At 70.2% G+C, this 19,969-nt stretch carries 16 protein-coding genes; 4 read left to right on the plus strand and 12 right to left on the minus strand.

Features of this window, described 5'->3' with window-relative positions; genetic code table 11:
* Positions 1-451: 451 nt before the first annotated feature.
* On the plus strand, positions 452-1,384 hold the full coding sequence (locus tag BLV24_RS13740) for an alpha/beta fold hydrolase (RefSeq protein ID WP_176954756.1): 933 nt from the start codon (positions 452-454) through the stop codon (positions 1,382-1,384).
* A gap of 61 nt (positions 1,385-1,445) precedes the next feature.
* Here the strand turns inward: BLV24_RS13740 and BLV24_RS13745 are convergent, their stop codons facing one another.
* The 4 genes from BLV24_RS13745 to BLV24_RS13760 form a co-directional block, all read right to left on the minus strand.
* On the minus strand, positions 1,446-2,159 hold the full coding sequence (locus BLV24_RS13745) for an ABC-type transport auxiliary lipoprotein family protein (RefSeq protein WP_092682679.1): 714 nt from the start codon (positions 2,157-2,159) through the stop codon (positions 1,446-1,448).
* Complete coding sequence (locus tag BLV24_RS13750; RefSeq protein ID WP_092682681.1) at positions 2,156-4,402, minus strand: MCE family protein; 2,247 nt, start codon at positions 4,400-4,402, stop codon at positions 2,156-2,158. Before BLV24_RS13750 ends, BLV24_RS13745 begins: the two co-directional genes overlap by 4 nt.
* An 89-nt stretch (positions 4,403-4,491) precedes the next feature.
* A complete protein-coding gene (locus BLV24_RS13755; RefSeq protein ID WP_092682683.1) occupies positions 4,492-5,295 on the minus strand; it encodes an ABC transporter ATP-binding protein in 804 nt (267 codons plus the stop codon).
* Positions 5,295-6,425: an ABC transporter permease gene (locus tag BLV24_RS13760; RefSeq protein ID WP_092682685.1), complete on the minus strand. Its 1,131-nt coding sequence runs from the start codon at positions 6,423-6,425 to the stop codon at positions 5,295-5,297. Before BLV24_RS13760 ends, BLV24_RS13755 begins: the two co-directional genes overlap by 1 nt.
* A 499-nt stretch (positions 6,426-6,924) precedes the next feature.
* Between BLV24_RS13760 and BLV24_RS13765 the strand changes: the two genes are divergently transcribed.
* The 3 genes from BLV24_RS13765 (at position 6,925) to BLV24_RS13775 (ending at position 10,888) form a co-directional block, all read left to right on the plus strand.
* Entirely contained in the window at positions 6,925-7,542 is a 618-nt protein-coding gene (locus tag BLV24_RS13765; RefSeq protein WP_092682687.1) for a hypothetical protein, read from the plus strand.
* A 122-nt stretch (positions 7,543-7,664) separates the two neighbouring features.
* A complete protein-coding gene (locus tag BLV24_RS13770) occupies positions 7,665-9,650 on the plus strand; it encodes an acetoacetate--CoA ligase (protein ID WP_092682689.1) in 1,986 nt (661 codons plus the stop codon).
* 107 nt (positions 9,651-9,757) lie between these two features.
* A complete protein-coding gene (locus tag BLV24_RS13775; RefSeq protein WP_092682691.1) occupies positions 9,758-10,888 on the plus strand; it encodes a DUF3616 domain-containing protein in 1,131 nt (376 codons plus the stop codon).
* A 104-nt stretch (positions 10,889-10,992) separates the two neighbouring features.
* Here the strand turns inward: BLV24_RS13775 and BLV24_RS13780 are convergent, their stop codons facing one another.
* From BLV24_RS13780 to BLV24_RS13815, 8 genes are all read right to left on the minus strand, one after another.
* Positions 10,993-12,300 (minus strand): TRAP transporter large permease, encoded by a 1,308-nt coding sequence (locus tag BLV24_RS13780; protein ID WP_092682693.1) that lies wholly within the window; start codon positions 12,298-12,300, stop codon positions 10,993-10,995.
* Positions 12,293-12,829 carry a TRAP transporter small permease gene (locus tag BLV24_RS13785; protein WP_092682695.1) on the minus strand — a complete coding sequence of 179 codons (537 nt, stop codon included), beginning with the start codon at positions 12,827-12,829 and terminating at the stop codon, positions 12,293-12,295. Before BLV24_RS13785 ends, BLV24_RS13780 begins: the two co-directional genes overlap by 8 nt.
* 93 nt (positions 12,830-12,922) lie before the next feature.
* Positions 12,923-14,080 (minus strand): C4-dicarboxylate TRAP transporter substrate-binding protein, encoded by a 1,158-nt coding sequence (locus BLV24_RS13790; protein WP_176954757.1) that lies wholly within the window; start codon positions 14,078-14,080, stop codon positions 12,923-12,925.
* Between the two features lie 70 nt (positions 14,081-14,150).
* On the minus strand, positions 14,151-15,308 hold the full coding sequence (locus tag BLV24_RS13795; RefSeq protein ID WP_092682699.1) for a C4-dicarboxylate TRAP transporter substrate-binding protein: 1,158 nt from the start codon (positions 15,306-15,308) through the stop codon (positions 14,151-14,153).
* 150 nt (positions 15,309-15,458) lie between these two features.
* Positions 15,459-16,802 (minus strand): acyl-CoA dehydrogenase family protein, encoded by a 1,344-nt coding sequence (locus BLV24_RS13800; protein WP_092682701.1) that lies wholly within the window; start codon positions 16,800-16,802, stop codon positions 15,459-15,461.
* A gap of 4 nt (positions 16,803-16,806) precedes the next feature.
* Positions 16,807-17,190: a DUF6285 domain-containing protein gene (locus tag BLV24_RS13805; RefSeq protein ID WP_092682703.1), complete on the minus strand. Its 384-nt coding sequence runs from the start codon at positions 17,188-17,190 to the stop codon at positions 16,807-16,809.
* Positions 17,190-18,224, minus strand: coding sequence for a phosphotransferase family protein (locus BLV24_RS13810; RefSeq protein ID WP_245710564.1), 1,035 nt, complete (start codon positions 18,222-18,224; stop codon positions 17,190-17,192). The genes BLV24_RS13805 and BLV24_RS13810 overlap by 1 nt, the downstream gene beginning before the upstream one ends.
* Before the next feature lie 2 nt (positions 18,225-18,226).
* The gene (locus tag BLV24_RS13815) at positions 18,227-19,798 is read right to left on the minus strand and encodes a fatty acid--CoA ligase (RefSeq protein WP_092682705.1); all 1,572 of its coding nucleotides are present in this window, start codon (positions 19,796-19,798) and stop codon (positions 18,227-18,229) included.
* Positions 19,799-19,969 lie beyond the last annotated feature (171 nt).

Here is a 19,969-nt window from a genome sequence, read left to right on the forward strand (position 1 = left end):
GGGGCGAACCTGCCCCCCGCGGCGAAGAAGATCAAGCGACTTGCCCCCCGGGCGGGGCGCGGGGCGCGGCGGTGCGGGCGGCGGCGAAGGGGGGGAGGAGGCGGGGGGCGCGACGCCACCCCGCACTTGACGCTGCCCCTTGATGACGCGTTCCATGCGCGCTCCCCGCAAGCGGCGCTTCGCGGGGCATTTCAGAACTCCCGCGTCCGGGCGCCGCGCGTCGCGACGGCGTAGCGAGGGGCGCGCATCCCGCTCGGGAACCCGCCTTGCGCCGGACGACCCCGCGCGAGGGCGGGCTCGGAGGGCGGGACCATCCCGCCGGGCATTTCCCGGCGGTCGCGGATGGGGGCGCTGACCTCCCGCATCGGCGACCCTTTCGGGGAAAACGCGGTCGGATCGCCGGCGGCGGAACAGAGGTGGGACCTTGATGGCGTTTGCAGTTGCGTTGCTTTTGACCTTGGCCGTTTTCGTCGGCCTCATGATGTGGCGCACCCGCCGCATCGCCGCGCAGGCCGAGGCCGCGGTTCCACGGGCGGGCCGCTACACGCCGGTCAACGACGGCGGCATTCACTGGGTCGAGGATGGCGAAGGCCCGCCGATCCTGATGCTGCACGGGCTCGGCGGGACGCTGGGCCATTTCACCTATGGCGTGACGCCCCTGCTCAAGGACCGCTATCGCTGCATCGCCATCGACCGTCCGGGCTGCGGCTGGTCCGAGCGCGACACCGACGACTTCGCCCACCTGACCCATCAGGCGCGGATGATCGTGGAGTTCATGAAGCGCGAGGGCATCTCCCGCCCGCTGGTCGTCGGACACTCGCTGGGGGGAGCGCTGGCGCTGGTCCTGGCGCTGCGCCATCCCGAAGAGATCTCGGGCCTCGCGCTGATCGCGCCGCTGGCCTATCCGCAGCCCGAGATTCCCCCGGTGTTCCGCGGCCTTGCGGTGCGCGGCCCGCTGATGCGCCGGATCGTCGGCGCCACTTTCGCCGTGCCGATGGCGGTGCGCATGGCGCCCAGGACCCTCGCTGCGATCTTCGCGCCCGAGCCGGCGCCGGAGGACTTCGCGCTGAGGGCCGGCGGGTTGCTGGGCCTGCGCCCCAAAGGGTTCGTGGCGCCCTCGGCCGACCTGACGGTCAACAGCGACCTGAACGAAATCGCCGAGGACTGGGGGAGCATCACCGCGCCGGGCGGCGTGCTTTATGGCGAAGCCGACGCCATTCTGGACCCCCAGGCGCAGGGGGCGGCGCTGGTGGCGCGGGTCCCCCGGCTGAGCCTCGATCTGCTGGAGGGGCGCGGCCACATGCTGCCGATCACCGCCCCGCGCGAGACCGCGGAGTTCATCGCCCGCATGGCCGACCGCGCCGGGCTCGCCCGCGCCGCCTGACCAGGGGCCGGGGCTGGCGCCGCCCGCCCCCGCTCCTGGCTCCGGTCTTCGGCCCTCGGGCTCAGTAGCGCCGCTCGAAGCGGTTCGACTTGTTGACCCGGTCGATCTCCTGCACCGTCCAGACCACCGCCTCGCGCAGGGTCCGGCCCAGCGCATCGTCGAAGGCCAAAGCCACGTCGCCGAACTCGTTGGACCCGGCCTTGCGCCGGGCCGAGAACGACCGCGAGGACACGATCAGCGACTCCGGCTGCTTCACGATCTTCAGGTTCAGCCGCACCAGCACGTCCACCGGAAGGTCCGGCGCCTCCGCAAGCGGGTCCGGCGACAGGTTCTCGGGCAGGATCGCCTGGAATTCGCGCAGGTCGCTCAGCAGCGTGTAATCCGCCCGCAACCCGACCGAGGACCGGCCGACCGAGGTCAGCGCGCCGGTGTTCTCGAAGCTCTCGATCATCAGCCGCTGCACCACCAGCGGCGCCCGGTCCACCCAGCGCGCGATCGGGAAATACTGCAATTGCAGGGGGCTCGGCTTCACCGCGATGCGGTCGGTGTTGACCGAGGCGTCGGCGGTCGGCTCCTCCACCACCAGCTGGCTGTCCACCGAGGGCATGGCCGCGGGGAAGGTGCTTTTCGGCGTCAGGGCGTAAAGCTCGATGGGATTGGCGGCGTTGGTGATGCGCCCGATCTCGGCGCAGCCCGAAAGGCCCGCGGCGGCGGCGACGGCCAGGACGGCGGCGCGGAGCGGAAGGCGACGCCGGGAGGCGTGGGAACGGATCATCGACGGAACTCCGAGGACTGGGTGCCGAGCAGGAAGCGCGCGGGATCACGCTCCACCTTGGCGCTGAGACGGGAGAGGTTTTCGACCAGGCGCCGGCCTTCCTCGACGAAGCGGGTGAACTGCGGCAGGCCGTTGCGCAGGAACTCGTTCACTTCGTAGGTGTTCTGCTGCAACAGCCCGTCGAGCGAGCCGATCAGCTGGTTGGCGGTGGCCGAGGCCTCGCGGATCTGGGCGGAGGTCAGCTCCACGTCCGAGGTCACCCCGTCCACCGCGCCGTTGAGCGTGGCCATGGAGGTCCGCAGATCCGCGACCGCCGCCTTCACGTCGCCTTCCAGCAGGCCGTTGACCTCGGTGAAGGTGGTCTCCGCCGCGCCCAGCGCGCCCTCCGCCCGCCCCATGGTCACCGAAATCGCAGCGAGCGTGTCGTTGGCGTTGGCGAAGGTCTCGGTGGCGGTGGTCACGGCGCCCTCGGCGCCGCTCAGCAGGGTCTCGACCCGGGCGACCAGCCCGTGCCGCTCGCCGGTCATCGAATCCACGGCGCCGGAGACCTTGTCGACGATCACGTCGATCTCGCCCGCCACGCGCTGCACGGTGGCGTTGGCGGTGGCGGCGGCCTCGCGCACGTCGGCGACGATGGCCGGCACGTCGTCGCGCACCACCCGGTTGACCCCGTCCACGGCGCTGCGGACCTCGGTGATGGCGGTGCGGGCCTCGGCCACGAGCGCGGCGCCTTCGGTGGTCACGACGGCGGAGATCTCGGCGGTCGCGGCCTGCACGCCGGCCATGGTCGCGGTGGCCTGGTCAAGCGCGGTGTCGGCTTTGGCCAGCGTGCCGCGGGCGGCGACGATGCCGGCGCCGGCCTCGGTCATCAGGGCGCCGGCCTGGCCCGACAGCGCGGTCACCTGCGCGTCCACATTGGCGGCGGCGGCGCGGGCGTCGTCGATCAGGCCTTCGGCCTTGACGGTGGCGGCGCGGGCCTCGGCGATCAGCGGCGGCAGGTCGTTGGCCATCAACCCGCGGGCGCTTTCCAGCGTGCCCCGCGCCTCGGCCGCCAGCGCCGCCGCGTCGCCCGTCACGAAGGCGTCGACGCTGGTCGAGGTCTGCTCCAGCGAGGCCATCAGCGTGTCGGCCCGCGCCATCGACTGGCGCAGGTCCGCAAGCGTCGTCTCGGCCTCGCGCAGACGCGCGGTGGCCTCGGCCCCGGCCTGGGCGAACTGGTCGAGCGTCGCGCCCGCCTTGCCGCCGACCTCGGCCGCGGTGGCCTGCAGGGCCTCGGCCACCGCGGTCATGCGCTCGGCCGTCTCGGGGATGGTCCGGGACATGATCACGTCGGCCGACGCGAAGGCCGCGCTGGCCTGCGTCTCCAGCCGTCCGGCGGTGTCCTGCACGCCCTTCACGGCCTCGGTGGTCTGGGCCAGCAGCGCCGGCGCCTGCTCCTTGAGGATGGTGTCGGCCGAAGCGAAGGCCTGCCCCGCCGTCTCCAGCGTGGCGTTGGCCGCGTCCATGGTCCCTTCCGCCTTGCGCACCGCGTCGGTGGTGGCGGCGAGCGTCTTGTCGGCCTCGGCCAGCGTGGTCTCGGCCGCGCCCACCAGCGTCTCCAGCCGCGAGGAGAACTGGCGCAGCTGCTCGGACGCCTCGCCGGCCGCCGCGGTCATGGAGCTCACGTCGGTCAGCACCTGGTCGAGCTTGCCCGACGCGCTGGCGACGTTGGAGAAGATCTCCTCCACGCTGCGCTGGTTGTCGTCGGAGGCGAAGCCGTTGACCTGCTCGATCAGCTCGATGGCCCGGTTCAGCAGCTCCGGCGCCCCCTGGAACAGGGACTGGAAGGCCGAGGGCTTGGACGGGATCACCGGCCGCTCGCCGCCCGCGCCCGCGGTCAGCGCCGGGGCCGAGGCGGTGCCGCCGGTCAGCGAGACATAGGACACGCCGGTCACGCCCTGGCTTTCCAGCGTCGCCTCGGTGTCGGTCTTGATCGGAACCGTGGCGTCGACTTCCAGCGTCACCCGCACCTTGGACGGATCGGTCGCATCCAGCGCCACGCCGGTCACCTGCCCGATAGGCAGCCCGTTATAGCGCACATCCGCGGCGTCCCCGAGCCCGGAGACGTCCTGGAACATCACGTCGTAATAGGCGTAGCGCTTGTCGACCTCGACCTTGGCGAGCCAGAGCAGGAAGCCCAGCGCGCCGATGAGTCCGATCAGCGTGAAGGCGCCGATCAGGACGTAGTTCGCCCGCGTCTCCATGCGCGTATTCCTTTCCAGCGTGCCCGGATCCTTCGATCCCGGGCGGGTCTAGCGTTCCCGGATCCCGCGATCCCGGACGGCGCGCGCGCTCATCCGCCCTGGGCGGCGCGCGCTCTCGGGCCGTGGAAGTATTCGCGGACCCAGGGGTGGTCCACTTCCATCATGTCGGCCATGGTCCCCGTCACCAGCACCTTCTTTTCGGCCAGCACCGCGATGCGGTCGCAGATGGCGTGAAGGCTGTCGAGATCGTGGGTGACCATGAAAACGGTGAGCCCCAGCGACTGCTGGAGCTGGCGGATCAGCTCGTCGAAGGCCGCGGCGCCGATCGGGTCGAGCCCGGCCGTCGGCTCGTCCAGAAACACGATCTCGGGTTCCAGCGACAGCGCCCGCGCGAGGCCCGCGCGCTTGCGCATGCCGCCCGAAAGCTCCGACGGGAACTTGGCGCCGGCGAAGCTGGGCAGGCCGACCAGCGTCACCTTCATCGCCGCCAGCGCGTCCATGAGGCGCTGGGGCAGCTTCAGATGCTCGCGCATCGGGGCCATGATGTTCTGCGCCACGGTCAGCGAGGAGAACAGCGCCCCGTCCTGGAACAGCACGCCCCAGCGCTTTTCGATCTCCGTGCGTTCCTCGGCCGACACCCGCAGCACGTCCTGGCCGAACACCTCGATGGAGCCCTCCGCCGGCCGGTTCAGCCCGGTGATGGTGCGCAGCAGCACCGACTTGCCGGTGCCCGAGCCGCCCACGATGCCCAGCACCTCGCCGCGCATGACGTCGAGATCCAGCCCGTCATGCACGGTCTGCGTGCCGAAACGGTTGACCAGTCCGCGCACGCGGATGATCGCGTCGCGCTCGGCCGGGACGGCCTGCGCCGCGGGGGCGGGAGCGCCGTCCATCACAGGCCCATCTCCGAAAAGAAGATCGAGAACACGGCGTCGATGATGATCACCGCGAAGATCGCCATGACCACCGCCGCGGTGGTGCGCTGACCGACGCTTTCGGCAGAACCGCCGACCAGCATCCCCTGCCAGCAGCCCACCACCGCGATGATGATCGCGAAGAAGGGCGCCTTGATCATGCCGATGGCCAGCTGCCAGACCCCGGTGGTGTCGTAGAGCCGGGTGACGAACATGCCCGGGCTCACGCCCAGTTCGATCCACGCCATCAGCCCGCCGCCCAGCAGGCCGGCCATGTTGGCGATGAAGCCGAGGACCGGGAGCATGATCAGCAGCGCCAGCGTCCGGGGGACCACCAGCACCTCGATCGGATCGAGGCCCAGCGTGCGCATGGCGTCGATCTCCTCACGGATCTTCATGGAGCCGATGGAGGCCGCGAAGGCCGAGCCGGAGCGCCCCGCGACGATGATCGCCGTCAGCAGGATGCCCAGTTCGCGCAGCAGCGACACCGCGATCAGCGTGACCACGAACACCTCCGCCCCGAATTGCTGGAGCTGGCTGGCGCCCTGAAAGCCCAGCACGATGCCGATCAGGAACGACATCAGGAACACGATGGGGAAGGCGTTGAAGCCCACTTCCTGCATGTGATGCACCAGCGGCGCCGCGCGCATCCGCCAGGGCCGGACCAGCAGGCCGGCGGTCCGCGCCAGCGTCACGCCCAGGAAGGCGAGCAGGTCGAGAAAGCTCGCCCACGCCCCCGCCACGCCCTCGCCGACCCCGGCCACCCAGTTGAGAAAGCCGCTCGGGGCGGGAGGCGCGGGCTCGATCTTCGCCAGCGCCTTTTCCACGGTCTCGATCAACGAGGCCTCGGCCGGGCCGGTCCCCTCGATGGTGACCTGCGCGCCCTCGGCGGTCAGCCGGTCGCGCAGGGTGATCAGCAGCCACGCGCCGGCGGTGTCCAGCGCCTCGACCCGCGACAGGTCGAGCGCGATCGGGCCGGGCCGGGCCTTGACCGCCGCCGCGGCGCGTTCCAGGGGCGCGAGACCGGCCACCACGAGACGCCCCGCGAAACGCAGAACGGCCCCGTCGCGGGTGTCTTCCAGGGTCAGGTCGGTCTGTGCGCCACTCATGCGGAGACCTTCGCCGTTGCCCGGGATAACCGCAACCCTTGGCGAGGCGCGGGCGCGCGATGGCGCCCCCGCCCGGCGCTTTCGCGCGCCGGAGCGACGATCCGGGCCGCGACGCCGCGCGCGAACGCATCCCCTGAGTTGCATGAAGAGACGGTGAACGATTCCAGGTTGCGCAATCTGATCACCTGAGCTTAGCATTGACCATAGGTAATGGATTGGCGTTTCGAGATACCGATTTCAGCCTGCCCCGCGACGTCCAGCGTTGAGTGCGGTCGCGACGGGGCGACAGAAATGGGGAATTCCGATGTCGCGATTCCGCGCCATTCTCATCGCCGCCGGCGCCAGCCTGATGCTGGCCGCGCCGGCCCATGCGATCGTCACCTTCTAACAGGGATTCGAGACCGACACGGCGGGCTTTTCCACGCCGACCGACTACGGAGCCATCACGCTCGACACCGCATCGCCGCCGGGCCCCCATGCGGGCGCGCAATACGCGCGGGTGACGGCGACCGCCTCCGGTCCCTACACCTTTTACGAGGGCCCGAGCACATCGTTCAACAAGGGCTGGACGGCGCGCGCCGCGATGTATCTGGACCCGAACTGGGCGGCGGGCGAGGGTTTCGAGTTCAGCCTCGGGATGGGCAGGCAGGACAACACCAACCTGCGCGACTTCATCTTCCATGTCGCCAAGGACGCGGACACCGGGACGCTGCTGGTCAACGCCTCCAACAACACCGATTTCGATGTGCCCGACGACCTCGACACCGCCGCGAAGTTCGCCGGAACCTCGGCGACGATCGGCGCGGCCGGCTGGTATGTCTTCGAACATGACTTCCAGGACCAGGGCGGCGTTCTGGCCGGGGTGCTCAACGTCTACAACGCCGCGAACGCGCTGATCTTCTCGCGCACGCTCAGCAATCCCGCCGACGACATCGCCGGCACGGTGGGCGGGCATCGCTATGGCTGGTTCACCACCATCAACGTCGCCGGGGGGCTTGCGATCGACAGCGTCTCGATGGCCACGGAGCCGGCGCCCCTGCCCGCCGCGGCCCCGCTGCTGGCGGCGGGCGTCGGGCTGCTGGGGCTCGTCCGCGTCCGCCGCCGCCGCAGGGGCTGATCCGCGACGCACCGCTCCAGGGCGGCGCCGCGGCGCCGCCCTTTCCCATCCGCGCGCACCTGCCTATCCTCCGCGCCGAAACCGCCCCGTCCGTGGGCGCATGGCCAGGGAGACGCGCCGCGATGTCCGAGGAATTCCCCGAAGCCCCCGTCATCTGGACCCCCACGCCCGAGACCGTGGCGGGCGCCGAGATGACCCGCTTCATAACCTGGCTGCGCGAGGCCCGCGGGCTGGATTTCGCGGACTATCCCGCGTTGTGGGACTGGTCGACCACCGACATCACCGGCTTCTGGACCGCGATCCGGGATTTCTGGGGGCTGAAGATCTCCGATCCGACCGGGCCGGTTCTGGACCGCGAGATCATGCCCGGCGCCCGCTGGTTCGAAGGCGCTCGGCTCAACTACGCCGACCAGATCTGGCGGCATCTGGAAACCCGGGGCCGCGACGCCCCCGCCATCCGCTGGCGCACCGAGGTCGCCTCCGGAACCCTGAGCTGGGGCGAGCTGGCCGACCGGGCCGGCGCGCTCGCCGCGGCGCTGCGGGCGCGGGGCGTGGTTCCCGGCGACCGGGTCTGCGCCATCCTGCAGAACGGGGCGGAGACCATGGTGGCCTTCCTCGCCACCGTCTCCATCGGCGCGACCTGGTCGCTGACTTCGCCGGACATGGGCCGCACCGCCATCCTCGACCGTTTCCGCCAGATCACCCCCAAGGTGCTGATCGCCGCCGACGGCTACGTGCATGGCGGCAAGTCGGTCCCGCGGCTCGACCTGGCCGCCGAGGTCGAGGCGGGCCTGCCCGATCTCGCCGCCACCATCCTGGTAGGCAAGCTGCCGGAGCGGCCGGACTGGCCCGCCCATGCGCTCGACTGGGACGACCTGACCGCGGGCGGCGACGGGCCGCCGGAGACGGAGCAGGTGGAGTTCTCCCACCCGCTGTGGATCGTCTATTCCTCCGGCACCACCGGCAACCCCAAGCCCATCGTCCACGGGCATGGCGGCGCCCTGCTGGAGATGATGAAGTTCCCGCTGCACAACGACGTGAAGCCGGCCGACACCTTCATGTGGCTCACCGCCTCGGGCTGGATCATGTGGAACTGCCAGCTCGCCCCGCTCTGCGCCGGGGCCACGCTGGCGATCTTCGACGGCGCCCCCAACCGTCCCGACATGGGCGAGCTGTGGCGCTACGCGGCGGAGACGGGGACCACCTATCTCGGGGCCGGGGCGGCGTTCTTCTCCGCCTCCATGAAGGACGGCGTGATCCCGCGCGAGGCCGCGGACCTCTCGGCGCTGCGCAGTCTCGGCGCCACCGGATCGCCGCTGGCGCCGGAGGCCTATGACTGGATCCAGGCCAATGTGAAGCGGGACGTGTGGATCGTCCCGATCTCCGGCGGCACCGATTTCGCGGGGGCCTTCGTGGGCGGCTGCATCCTGATGCCGGTGCGCAAGGGGGAGATGCAGTGCCGCTTTCTCGGCGCGCGGGTCGAGGCCTGGGACGAGGACGGCCGCCCGCTGGACAACGCCGTGGGCGAGCTGGTCTGCACCCGGCCCATGCCCTCCATGCCCCTGATGTTCTGGGGGGACGAGGACGGCGCGCGCCTGCGCGAAAGCTATTTCGAGACCTATCCCGGCGTCTGGCGCCACGGCGACTGGATCCGCATCACGCCCCATGGCGGCGCGGTGATCTACGGGCGCTCCGACGCCACCATCAACCGCCGCGGGCTGCGCATCGGCTCGTCCGAGATCTACCGGGCGGTGGAAGAGCTTCCGGAGGTCATGGACAGCCTCGTCGTCGACCTGGAGATGCTGGGCCGCGACAGCTTCATGCCGCTCTTCGTGGTGATGCGCGACGGCCATCCGCTGGACGAGGCCGCGCGGGGCCGGATCCTCGACGCCATCCGCCGCGCGGTCTCCGCCCGCTACCTGCCCGACGAGGTGGTGGAGGTGGCCGAGATCCCGCGCACGCTTTCGGGCAAGAAGCTGGAAGTGCCGGTGAAGAAGCTGCTGCTGGGCGCCGCCCCCGAAAAGGCCGCGAACCGCGACAGCATGGCCAATCCGGACGCGTTCGAGGCCTTCATCGCCTACGCCGACGCGCGGGCCGCCGCCGTCTGAGCCCCCGGCCCGAGGCGCCGCGGGGCGGAGGGAACGCCCCCTCCGCCCTTGCCGCGGGCCCGATGCGGCCGACATGACAGGGGACCCCGAAGCCGCACGGAGCCCCCATGTCCCGCACCTCGACCCGCCATCCCCGTCCCGCCGATCCCGAGACCGGCCCCTCCGGCCTGCCTCGCGGGCGGGCGCCCTCGGGAACGCTGAAGCTGCGCTTCAAGCGCATCGAAGACATCGCCCATGTCTCGGACCCGATCTGGAAGGACGTCAGCTCGGTCGCCGTGGCGGGCCGCTCGATCTTCTGCGCCTGCGACGAGACGTCGAGCGTCGAGCGGGTGCTCCACGCCCCCGAAAAGGGGGAGGCGGCGGCCCATGCCTCCTTCCCCATCGGCGCCGTCTTCGACTTGCCCGACGGACCGGGCGGGGAGATGGATATCGAGGGGCTGGATGTTTCCGACGGCTGGCTGTGGGTGACGGGCTCTCATTCGCTCAAGCGCAAGGACCCGAAGCCGGGAAAGCTGCGGCGGATGGAGAAGACCTCCTGGGATCCGAACCGGGCTTTCCTGGGCCGGCTGCCGCTGGCGGATCGCGGCGCGGGGGTGTTCGAGCCGGTGGCGCAGGACGGCGCGCGCCGGGCGCGAATGGTGAAGCTGGGCGGGAGCCGCGACAGCTGGCTGCGCAAGGCGCTGCGCAAGGACGGTCTGCTCGGCCCCTTCGCGGACCTGCCCTGCAAGGAGAACGGGCTGGACATCGAGGGGCTCGCCGCCCGCGGCAGGACCGTGCTGCTGGGCCTGCGCGGCCCGGCGCTGCGGGGCTGGGCGCTGATCCTGCGGCTGGAGATGAAGGAGACCAGGGACGGTTTCCTCAAGCCTCGCAAGCTGGCGGACGGGCGGCGCTACGCGGTTCATGCGGTGGACCTGGGCGGGCACGGGGTGCGCGACATGTGCTGGGACGGGGAGCGGCTGCTGATCCTGTCCGGCGCGACCACCGACCTGACCAGCCTGCAATCGGTCTGGACGCTGGACCGCTTCGACCCCGGGCGCGAGGTCTGGGAGGCCGGGCGCGTGGGCCGGGAACTGGACCTGCCGGCCCTGCGCGCGGCCGACAATGCCGAGGGCATCGCGCTGCTGGGCGACGCCGGCGAAGGGCGCCGGCTGCTGGTGGCGCATGACTCGCCCCATCCCGACCGCACGCCCCCCAAGACCCAGAGCCTGACGGCGGATCTTTTCGACTATCCCGGCTGAGGCGCGACCACGCGAGGAGGGGGCGGAAAGAGCAAGGGCCCGCCACGAGAAAGGGGGCCGGGCGAACCCGGCCCCCTTGAGAGCATCCCGCGAAGACCGCCCGCCTAGCCGGCGAGGTTGGGCAGATACAGGATCAGGTCGGGGAAGGCGCTGAGCAGGCCCAGCACGAACAGGTCCATGATCAGGAACCAGAACACGCCCCGGAAGATCTGCGAGGTGGTGACCAGATCCCCCACCACGCCCTTGATGACGAACACGTTCATCCCGATGGGCGGCGTGATCATGCCGATCTCCAGCAGCTTGCACAGGATCACGCCGAACCACAGCGCGCTCCAGCCCGCATCGTCGACGATGGGCAGCATGATCGGCAGGGTCAGCAGCATGGCGCCGATCGGCTCCAGGAACATGCCCAGGATCAGGTAGACCATGACGATGCCCAGCAGCAGCAGCGTCGGCGAGGCGCTGATCGAGATGATGCTCTCGGACAGGTAGTCGCCGGCCCCCGACAGGGTCAGGAAGCGCGTCAGCAGCGTGGCCCCGACCGCGATCACGATCAGCGCCGCGGTGGTGACCATCGTCTCCTGCGCCGCCAGCCTGAAGCGGCCCCAGGTCAGGTCGCCGCGCAGCAGGGCCACCAGGCAGGCGAGGAAGGCGCCGATGGCCCCGGCCTCGGTCGGGGTGAAGACGCCGCCGAACAGCCCGCCGAAAATGCCGATCATCACCAGCAGGATCGGCCAGGTGTCCTTCAGCGCCTCCAGCCGCACCGACAGCGGCTCCGCGCCCTGGTAGGCGGGGGCGAGCGCCGGGTTCAGCTTCACCCGGATCAGCACGACCAGCACATAGCCGATGGCCGACATGATGCCCGCCGCGATGCCGCCCAGAAACAGGCCCGAGATCGATTCCTGCGCGATCACGCCGTAGAGGATCAGGATGATCGAGGGCGGGATCAGCGCGCCGATGGTGCCGGCGACCGCGACGGTGCCGGTGGCGAGCTCGGGGTCGTATTTCTGGCGCATCATCTCGGGCACGGCGATCTTGCCCATGGCGGCCGAACACGCGATCGACGAGCCCGACACCGCCGCGAACCCGGCCGAGCCGAAGATCGCCGCGATCGCCAGCCCCCCCGGCAGCGCCGAAGTCCAGACCTTGGCCGCGTGGAACATGCCTCGCGTCAGGTTGGTGTGGTAGCACACGAAACCCAGCAGCAGGAACATGGGCACCGACGACAGCACCCAGTTGGCCGCGAAGCTGTAGGGCATGGTGGCCAGCGCCCCCCAGGCGATCCGCCAGCCCATCATCCACCACAGCCCGCCGAAGCTGACCGCGATCAGCGCGACCCCGATCGGCACCCGCAGGGCGATCAGGCCGAAGAGGATGCCGAGTCCGGCGAGCCCGATCTCGACTTCAGTCATTATAGGTCCCCTTGACGCTTTCCATGCCGACGAACCCCGAGGGCTTGCCCGCGATCAGGGTGAAGAGCTTCCACAGCGACACGACCGCCATCAGGCCGCAGCCGATGGGCAGCGCGTAATAGGTGGGCCAGATCGGGATGGTCACCATCCCCTGCTGCAACGCCGCCCCGGTGGAGAACTTGTTGCCCGCCTCCATCCAGGTCCGCACCGCCAGCAGCGAGAACGCGCCCACCGCGGTCGTGTAGGCCAGCCCCGACAGCCAGGGCTGGAAGCCTTTGGGCATCAGGTCGGCGACGACCTCCACCGAGATATGAGCATCGCGCGTCTCGGCGACGGCCAGCGCCGAGAAGGCGAGGAACACCATGTAGTAGTTGGACACGATGGTGATCGTGCCCTCCACCGGCGTGTTGAACACGTAGCGTCCGACCACGTCGGCCACCACGTGCAGCATCATCAGCGTGACGCAGAGCAGGCCGACCGCGGACGCGGCCGACACGAGCATATTCAGGATCTGTGCGATCCGGCGCATGAAGACCTCGCCTTTCAGGTTGGGGTTGAGGGGTTCGTCAAACGACGACGGCCGGCGGAGGGATCCGCAGGCCGCCGCAGGGTCGCCGGGGTCTTACTGACCATAGGTGGCGACGTCGATCTTCGACTGGACATTCTCCCAGAGCACCTCGGCGAGCTGGTCGCGGGTCTCCACGCCCTCCATCCGGGGCAGCCATTCGTCGATCAGCTTGCGCAGGGTCGCGGTCTTGGCGGCCGCGTCCTTGATCTCGAACCGCTCCTCGTAGGAGGCGCCCAGCGACGCGAGGTCCTCCTCGATCCAGGCCTTGCTCTTGGCGACGAGGGCGGGATCGGCCTCGTAGATCTCGATGCCCTGTTCGGGCGCGAGCTTGCCGACATTCTCCTCGCCATCGTCGAAATAGGCCATGATGCCGTCGCCCGACAGGTAGGCCGCGGCGTGCAGAACCTGGGACTTCTCGTCATCCGAGAGGCTCAGCCAGGTGTCGCGGTTCATCTGCCCCATGCCGAAGGCGAAGGAGGAGCCGGGAACGCCGGTGGTGATGTGCTCCACCGCGTCGATGAAGCCGAACTGGGTCAGCTCGGCGGGGTTGGAGGCGGTGCAGTCGAGCACGCCCTGGCTCAGGCCCTCGAAGGTCTCGTTGATCGACATCGACACCGGGGTCGCGCCCATGGCGTTGGCCCAGCGGGTCCACCAGGCGCCGCCGGCGCGGATGCGCAGACCCTTCATGTCCTCGACCGTCGTGACCTTCTTCATGCACTGAAGGATGTAGGCCGAAGTGCCGAGACCCGCGAGGAACACCTGGTTCTGGGCCAGGGTCTCTTCCCGGCATTCCGGGCAATGCAGGGCGACGTATTCGGACACGGCGCCGAGATAGGCCAGCGTCGCCTGCTTCTTGTTCCCGTCGACCAGCTCCGACAGCGCGGCGAGCTCGGCGGCCAGGTTGGTCTCGGGATATTCGGCGAGGAAGTAGGGCCAAAGCACCGTGGCGATATCGGCGATGCCGTCGCGCAGACCGGTGTTGGATTCCATTAAATTGAGCAGCGACAGCGGATAGATCTTCGCGGTCACCTCGCCGCCGGAAAACTCGTTGAGCTTCTCGGCGAAGTAGTTGGCGGCGTTGTCGCCCAGCGAATTGGGCGGCGAGCCGACGGCGAAGCGCAGGTTGGCGGCTTCGGCCGGAGCGCCGGCGGCGCCCAGCGTGGCGGCGGCGCCGAAAGCGGCCAGCGCGGCGGCGCGGATGGTGGACTTCATGGCGGTTCTCCTCCCGTTTTTTTCGTTGGGGACGCCCCGCCCGCTTCTGCGTCGGGCGGGGCGCATCAGATCACTGACCGTAGGTGGTCACGTCAACCTTGGACATGATCTCGGTCCAGTACAGGTCGGCCAGCTGCTCGGTGCTGGTGACGTCCTTGGTCAGGCCGTCCCACTTGGTGATCAGTTCTTTCATCTTGGCGGTGTAGGCCTCGCCGTTCTCCAGGCCGAACCGCTCCTTGTAGGACGCGGCGAGCGTGGTCGGATCCGACGCGACATGGGCGCGCGACTTCTCCAGCAGATCGGCGGAAGCCATGGCGACGGGGATGTCGCGCTTCTTCATCTCGGCGATGCCGGCCTCGGATTCCTCGATGTAGACGTAGGTGATCTTGGCGGCGAGCCCGGCGGCGGCCTTCAGCAGGGCCTTGCGCTGATCCTCGGAGGCGCCGTCCCAGGCGTCCTTGTTGATCACCGCGGTGGCCGACGGGAACTGCGAGCCCGGCGCGCCTTCGGAGAGGAACTCGACCACGTCGATGAAGCCGAAGTTGAACAGCTCCGGGTTCGAGGAGGCCGAGCAGTCGAGCACGCCCTGGCTCAGGCCCTCGAAGGTCTCGTTGATCGACATCGACACGGGCGTGGCGCCCATGGCGGTGGCCCAGCGCGCCCACCACGCGCCGCCGGCGCGGATGCGGGCGCCCTGCAGCTCTTCCAGCGAGTTGACCTGCTTGTTGCAGATCAGGTGATAGCGGGTGGACGACCCGCCGCCCAGGAACACCGCGTTCTGCGCCTTGAATTCCCCGAGGCATTCCGGGCAGTTGAACAGCAGCCATTCCTGGTAGGCGCCGGCGAAGACGATGCCCACGCGGTCGCCGTCCTCGACCGTGAGGTCGGTGAGCGCCGCCAGCTCGGTGCCGAAGTTCGAGGCCGGGAACTCGGTCAGGAAGTAGGGCAGCAGGATGGTGGTCAGGTCGGCGATGCCGTCGCGCACGCCCGAGGTCGACTCGAGGAAGTTGAGCAGCGACAGCGGGTAGATCTTGGCGGACATCTCGCCGCCGGTCTCGGCTTCCAGCACCTCGGAGAAGGTGTCGAAGGCGCCCGCGGCGTTGGTGTTCGGCGGCCAGCCGATGGCGAAGCGCAGCGTGTCGGCCGAGGCGGTGGTGGCCGCGCCCGAGGCGGTGATCGCGGCGCCGAGGCCGAAGAGCCCGGCGGCGATGTTGCGGTTGAGTTTCATCTGGTGTCGCTCCCTGTTGGTCCTGCGCCGGGGCGAGCCCCGGCCGTTCTGTCGTCCGACCCCGCGTCAGTCGGGGCGGGTGGGTTCCGCGCGCCGGGCTCCTCCTCCCGACGCGCGGATTTCATGGGGCGGCGCGGCCCCGGCCGCGGCCTACTGGGCCGCGTGGCGGCTCATGTCGGCCGGCGCCGCGGCGCTGCGCGGCGTCGGCTCCGGGATCGCGCCGCGGCGCTCGCCCAGATAGCCGAACAGGTAGGCGCCGACCTTGCGCATCTGGATCTCTTCCGAGCCTTCGGTGATCCGGTAGCGGCGGTGGTGGCGGAAGATGTGCTCGAACGGCTTGTGGCGCGAATAGCCGATGCCGCCATGCACCTGCATGGCCCGGTCCGCGGCCTCGCAGCACAGCCGGTTCGCCCAGTAATTGCACATGGACACCTTGTCCGAGAGCTTCTTCTCCACTTCCGGATGGGGCATCGAGTCCATGTCCCACGCGGTCTTGCGGATCAGCAGGCGCAGCATCTCGGCCTGTGTCGCCAGCTCCACCAGCGGGAACTGGATGGCCTGGTTGCGCGCCAGCTCCGTGCCGAAGGGCTTGCGGTGGCGGGCGTAGCGGATCGATTCCTCGATGCAGTAGCAGGCCGCGCCCAGCGACGAGGCCGCCTGGCGGATCCGGTTCTCGTGCACGAAGGCCTGCGCAAGCGCGAGCCCCCCGCCCATCGGCCCGAACACCGCGTCATCGGGCACCCAGAGGTTCTTGAAGCGCAGGCGCGGGTGGTCGGTGGGCATGTTGAAGGTCCACAGGAACTCCTCCACATGCAGGCCCGGCGTGTCGGAGGGCGTGAGGAAGGCGGTGATGCCCTTGGCGTCGCCCGCCTCGCCCGAGGTCCGCGCGAAGATCACGCAATGCGTGGCCTCGTGCATCCCGGTGATCCACATCTTCTCGCCGTCGATGCGCCAGCCCTTCACGCCGTCGCGGGTCTCCTCGACCGCGCGCGTCTCCATGTGGGTGGCGTCGGAGCCGTGGTCGGGCTCGGTCAGGCCGAAGGCCATCCGGTATTCGCCCGCGAGCGAGCCCTTGATGAACTTCTCCTTCTGCGCGGGCGTGCCGAAGTCGCGCAGCATGACGATGACGGGGAAGTTGCCGACCACCGAATGTTCGTTCTGAAGGTCGTTGAACAGGCCCAGCCCCTGCGAGGCGAGATGCTCGCGGATCACCGCCATCCACAGGTTCGACCCGCCGTCGCCGCCGAACTCCTTGGGCAGGGAAAAGCGGTAGAACCCGGCCTTGTCGGCGCGGCTCTTGGCTTCCTTCAGCAGCGCCTCCCATTCCGGGCGCGGCAGGCCGCCGGCCTCGAAATCGGTGCGGGCCCATTCCCGGCGATGGTCGAAGAAACGCTCGTTGTCGTCCTGGGCCTGAAGCGGCTTGATCTCCGCCTCGATGAAGGCGTCCAGACGCGCGAGATAGTCCACCAGCTCGGGCGGCAGCGAGAAATCCATGACGTTATCCTTCCTGGGTCTCCGCCGTTCGGACGCGGCGGTAGGGGGCGAATTTGGGCTGATCGACGGCGAGCTTGTCGAGCGTCGTGGTCCAGAGATGATCGGCCAGCCCCGGGGTGGCGAGGTCGATCTCGCCGGATCTGATGCGTTCGGACAGGGCCGCGGTCAGGTCCTCGATCCCCCCGCCCCGGCCCAGCAGGGCCGTCAGCCGGGCGTGTTCCGCGGTTTCCGCGGGGCCGGCGTCGAGCGCGCGGGCGACGAGGCCGAGCGCGTTGGCGGCCACCTTCGCCTCAAACGCCGCGTGCGGCGGCAGATTGGGAACCGCCACGTCGCGCAGCCAGTCGATGACGGCGCCGAGAACGGCGTCGGGCTTCGGAAAATCCTGCATCAGATCTCCCTCCCGGTCAGGTCGGCGATGATCAGCAGTTCCGTCTCCGAGGCGCGGCGGGCGATGACGTGCCGTTCGACCGAAAGGTCGACGCCGGCGCGGATCCAGGCGCCCATGCTCTCGATGATGACGCCCCAGTGGAGCGCGCCGAAGGTCTCCCACCAGCGGGCGGTTTTGGGGTTCACGGTCTCGCCGCCGGCGGCCTCGTAGGCGGCCCACATGTCCTCGCGCGCGCCGCAGCCGCCGACGGGCCCCTCGCCGCCGAAGCGCCAGGAGCCCATGCAGACCCAGCCGAAATCGGACATCGGGTCGCCCCAATGCGCCAGCTCCCAGTCCAGCACGGCGCGGACCCGGTCCGGGCCGAACAGGATATTGCCCATGCGGAAGTCGCCATGCACCAGCTTTGGCGCCCGGGCTTCGGGCGCGGTGGCGGCCAGATGGCGGAAGGCGAGGTCGAAGACCGGCCGCGCCTGGCCGTATTTGGCGTGCCGTTCGGCCAGCATCGCGAGCGAGCTTTCCGGCGTGCGGGTGTCGAGCCCCAGCCCCGACCCGTCGATGCGGTGAATGGCGGCGAGGATGCTCCCGGCCTCGGCCGCGAAGCCGGCGCGGGCCTCGGCGAAATCGGGCTTGCGCAGGATGCGGGCGGGCAGCGTCTCGCCGGGCACGCGGTCCATGACGAAGCCCTCGCCGGCGCCGTCCTCGGGCGTCAGCAGATGCGCCACGCCGGGAACCGGAGCGCCCAGCGCCGCGGCCCGTTCGATCAGCGCGGCCTCGGTGGCCAGCGGCACGCCCGCGGCGCCCGGACGGGCGGCGGGCGGACGGCGGCGCAGGATCAGCGGGCGGTCCGCGCCCCCTCCGGTCGCGCGGAAGGCCCATGTCTCCTGGCTCGCGCCGCCGGACAGGCGGGTCAGGTCCTCGATCTCCGTCGCGCCGGGGGCCAGACGCGGCGCGAGACGCGTCAGCGCCTCCGCCAGCGCGGCCTCATCGGCGGCGCGGCTCCGGGCCTCCGCCTGATCCTGGTCCTGAGCGGCCACGGTCAATTGACCTGCCGATCACGGCCCTCCCAATAGGGGGCGCGCAGGTCGCGCTTCAGCAGCTTGCCCGACGCGTTGCGCGGCATCTCGTCGATCACGTCCACCGATTTGGGGCACTTGAAGGCGGCGATGCGGGTGCGGATCCAGGCCTCGACCTCGACCGGATCGACCTTGCGCCCGGCCTTGGCGGTGACGATGGCCTTCACCGCCTCGCCCCATCTGGGGTCGGGCACGCCGATCACCGCGGCCTCCCCCACATCGGGATGGGCGTAAAGCGCGCTCTCGACCTCAGCCGGATAGACGTTCTCGCCCCCCGACACGATCATGTCCTTGATGCGGTCGTGGATATAAAGGTAGCCGTCCGCATCCATGTAGCCGGCGTCGCCCGAGCGCAGCCAGCCGTCGGGCAGCATGGTTTTCGCCGTGGCCTCGGGGTTGCGCCAGTAGCCCGGCGTGACGTTGCCGCCGCGCACCGCGACCTCGCCGATTTCGCCCACGGGCAGCGTGTTCCCCTCCGGGTCGATCACCCGCAGCTCCGAGCCCGGCATGGCCCGGCCGGCGGAGCGCATGCGGGGCGAGCCCTCGCGCGGGTGGTCCGAGGGGGGCAGCAGGCAGATGGTGCCCGTTGTCTCGGTCATGCCGTAGCACTGCGCGAATTCGCAGCCCAGCACCTCCATCGCCTCCTGCAACAGGGGCAGCGGCATGGGCGCGGCGCCGTAGGACACGTGGCGCAGGCGGGAGAAATCGGTGGTCGCGGCGCGGGGGTCGCGGACGACGATCTGCAGGGCGGCGGGCACGATGAACATGCGGCTGACGCCGTCGTCGCGGATGAAGTCCAGCACCTGGTCGGGGCGGAATTCGCGCGCGATGATCGAGGGCGCGCAGTTGGCGAAGCCCAGCACCCACCAGCCGATTCCGCCGATATGGGCGAAGGGCATGGCGACGAGGCTGACCTCGTCCTCGGCCCAGGTGTCGTAGCTCAGGTCATGGCCCAGCGTCTGCCGGCGCTGGCCCAGCAGGTTGGCATGGGTGGTCATCACCCCCTTGGGCAGCCCGGTGGTGCCCGAGGTGAACAGCACCAGCGCCACGTCGTCGGGGGTCACGCGGTCGTCGGGGAACCCGGCGGGCTGCGCGTCGCGCCAGGCGGGGAAGTCGGGCCATTCGGGCTGGCCGCCCTCCATGGTCACGAGACGGATGCCGGGGGGAAGCTCGGCGCGGATGCTCTCGACCGCGGCGATGAACTCGGGCCCGACGAAGAGCATGTCGGCGCCGAAACCCGCCACGATCTGGGCGATCTCGGGGGGCGCGAGGCGCCAGTTGATCGGCCCGAAGACCACGCCGGCGCGGGCGGCGCCGAGGAACAGCTGGAAGGCGAGATCGGAATTCTTGCCCAGATAAGCGACGGCCTTCGCGCCCTCGGCGTCGAGCGCCCGGGCGACCTGGTCGCCCTGCGCGTCGAATTCGGCGAAGGTCGCCTCGCGCCCTTCGAACCGGGTGGCGAGGCCATCGGGTTTGCGGCGGGCGTTTGCGCGCGCAAGGGCGCCCAGCGTGCTCATCGCGGCGACGTCGATCATCCATTTCCTCCCTGCGGGGGCTTCGAGGCCCCTCTGCGCCGGTCGTTTTATCCATGATCGCGCACCGTGCGCTAGCGATCAATCGTTCCCTTAACGACTTCGGCTCCACTTTAATTACGCACTTAAGGCGCCCTGGTAAAGCAGTTTGTCCGACACAAATCGGCGCCGCGT

Origin of the sequence: Albimonas donghaensis (assembly GCF_900106695.1) — a bacterium.
GTDB lineage: Bacteria > Pseudomonadota > Alphaproteobacteria > Rhodobacterales > Rhodobacteraceae > Albimonas > Albimonas donghaensis.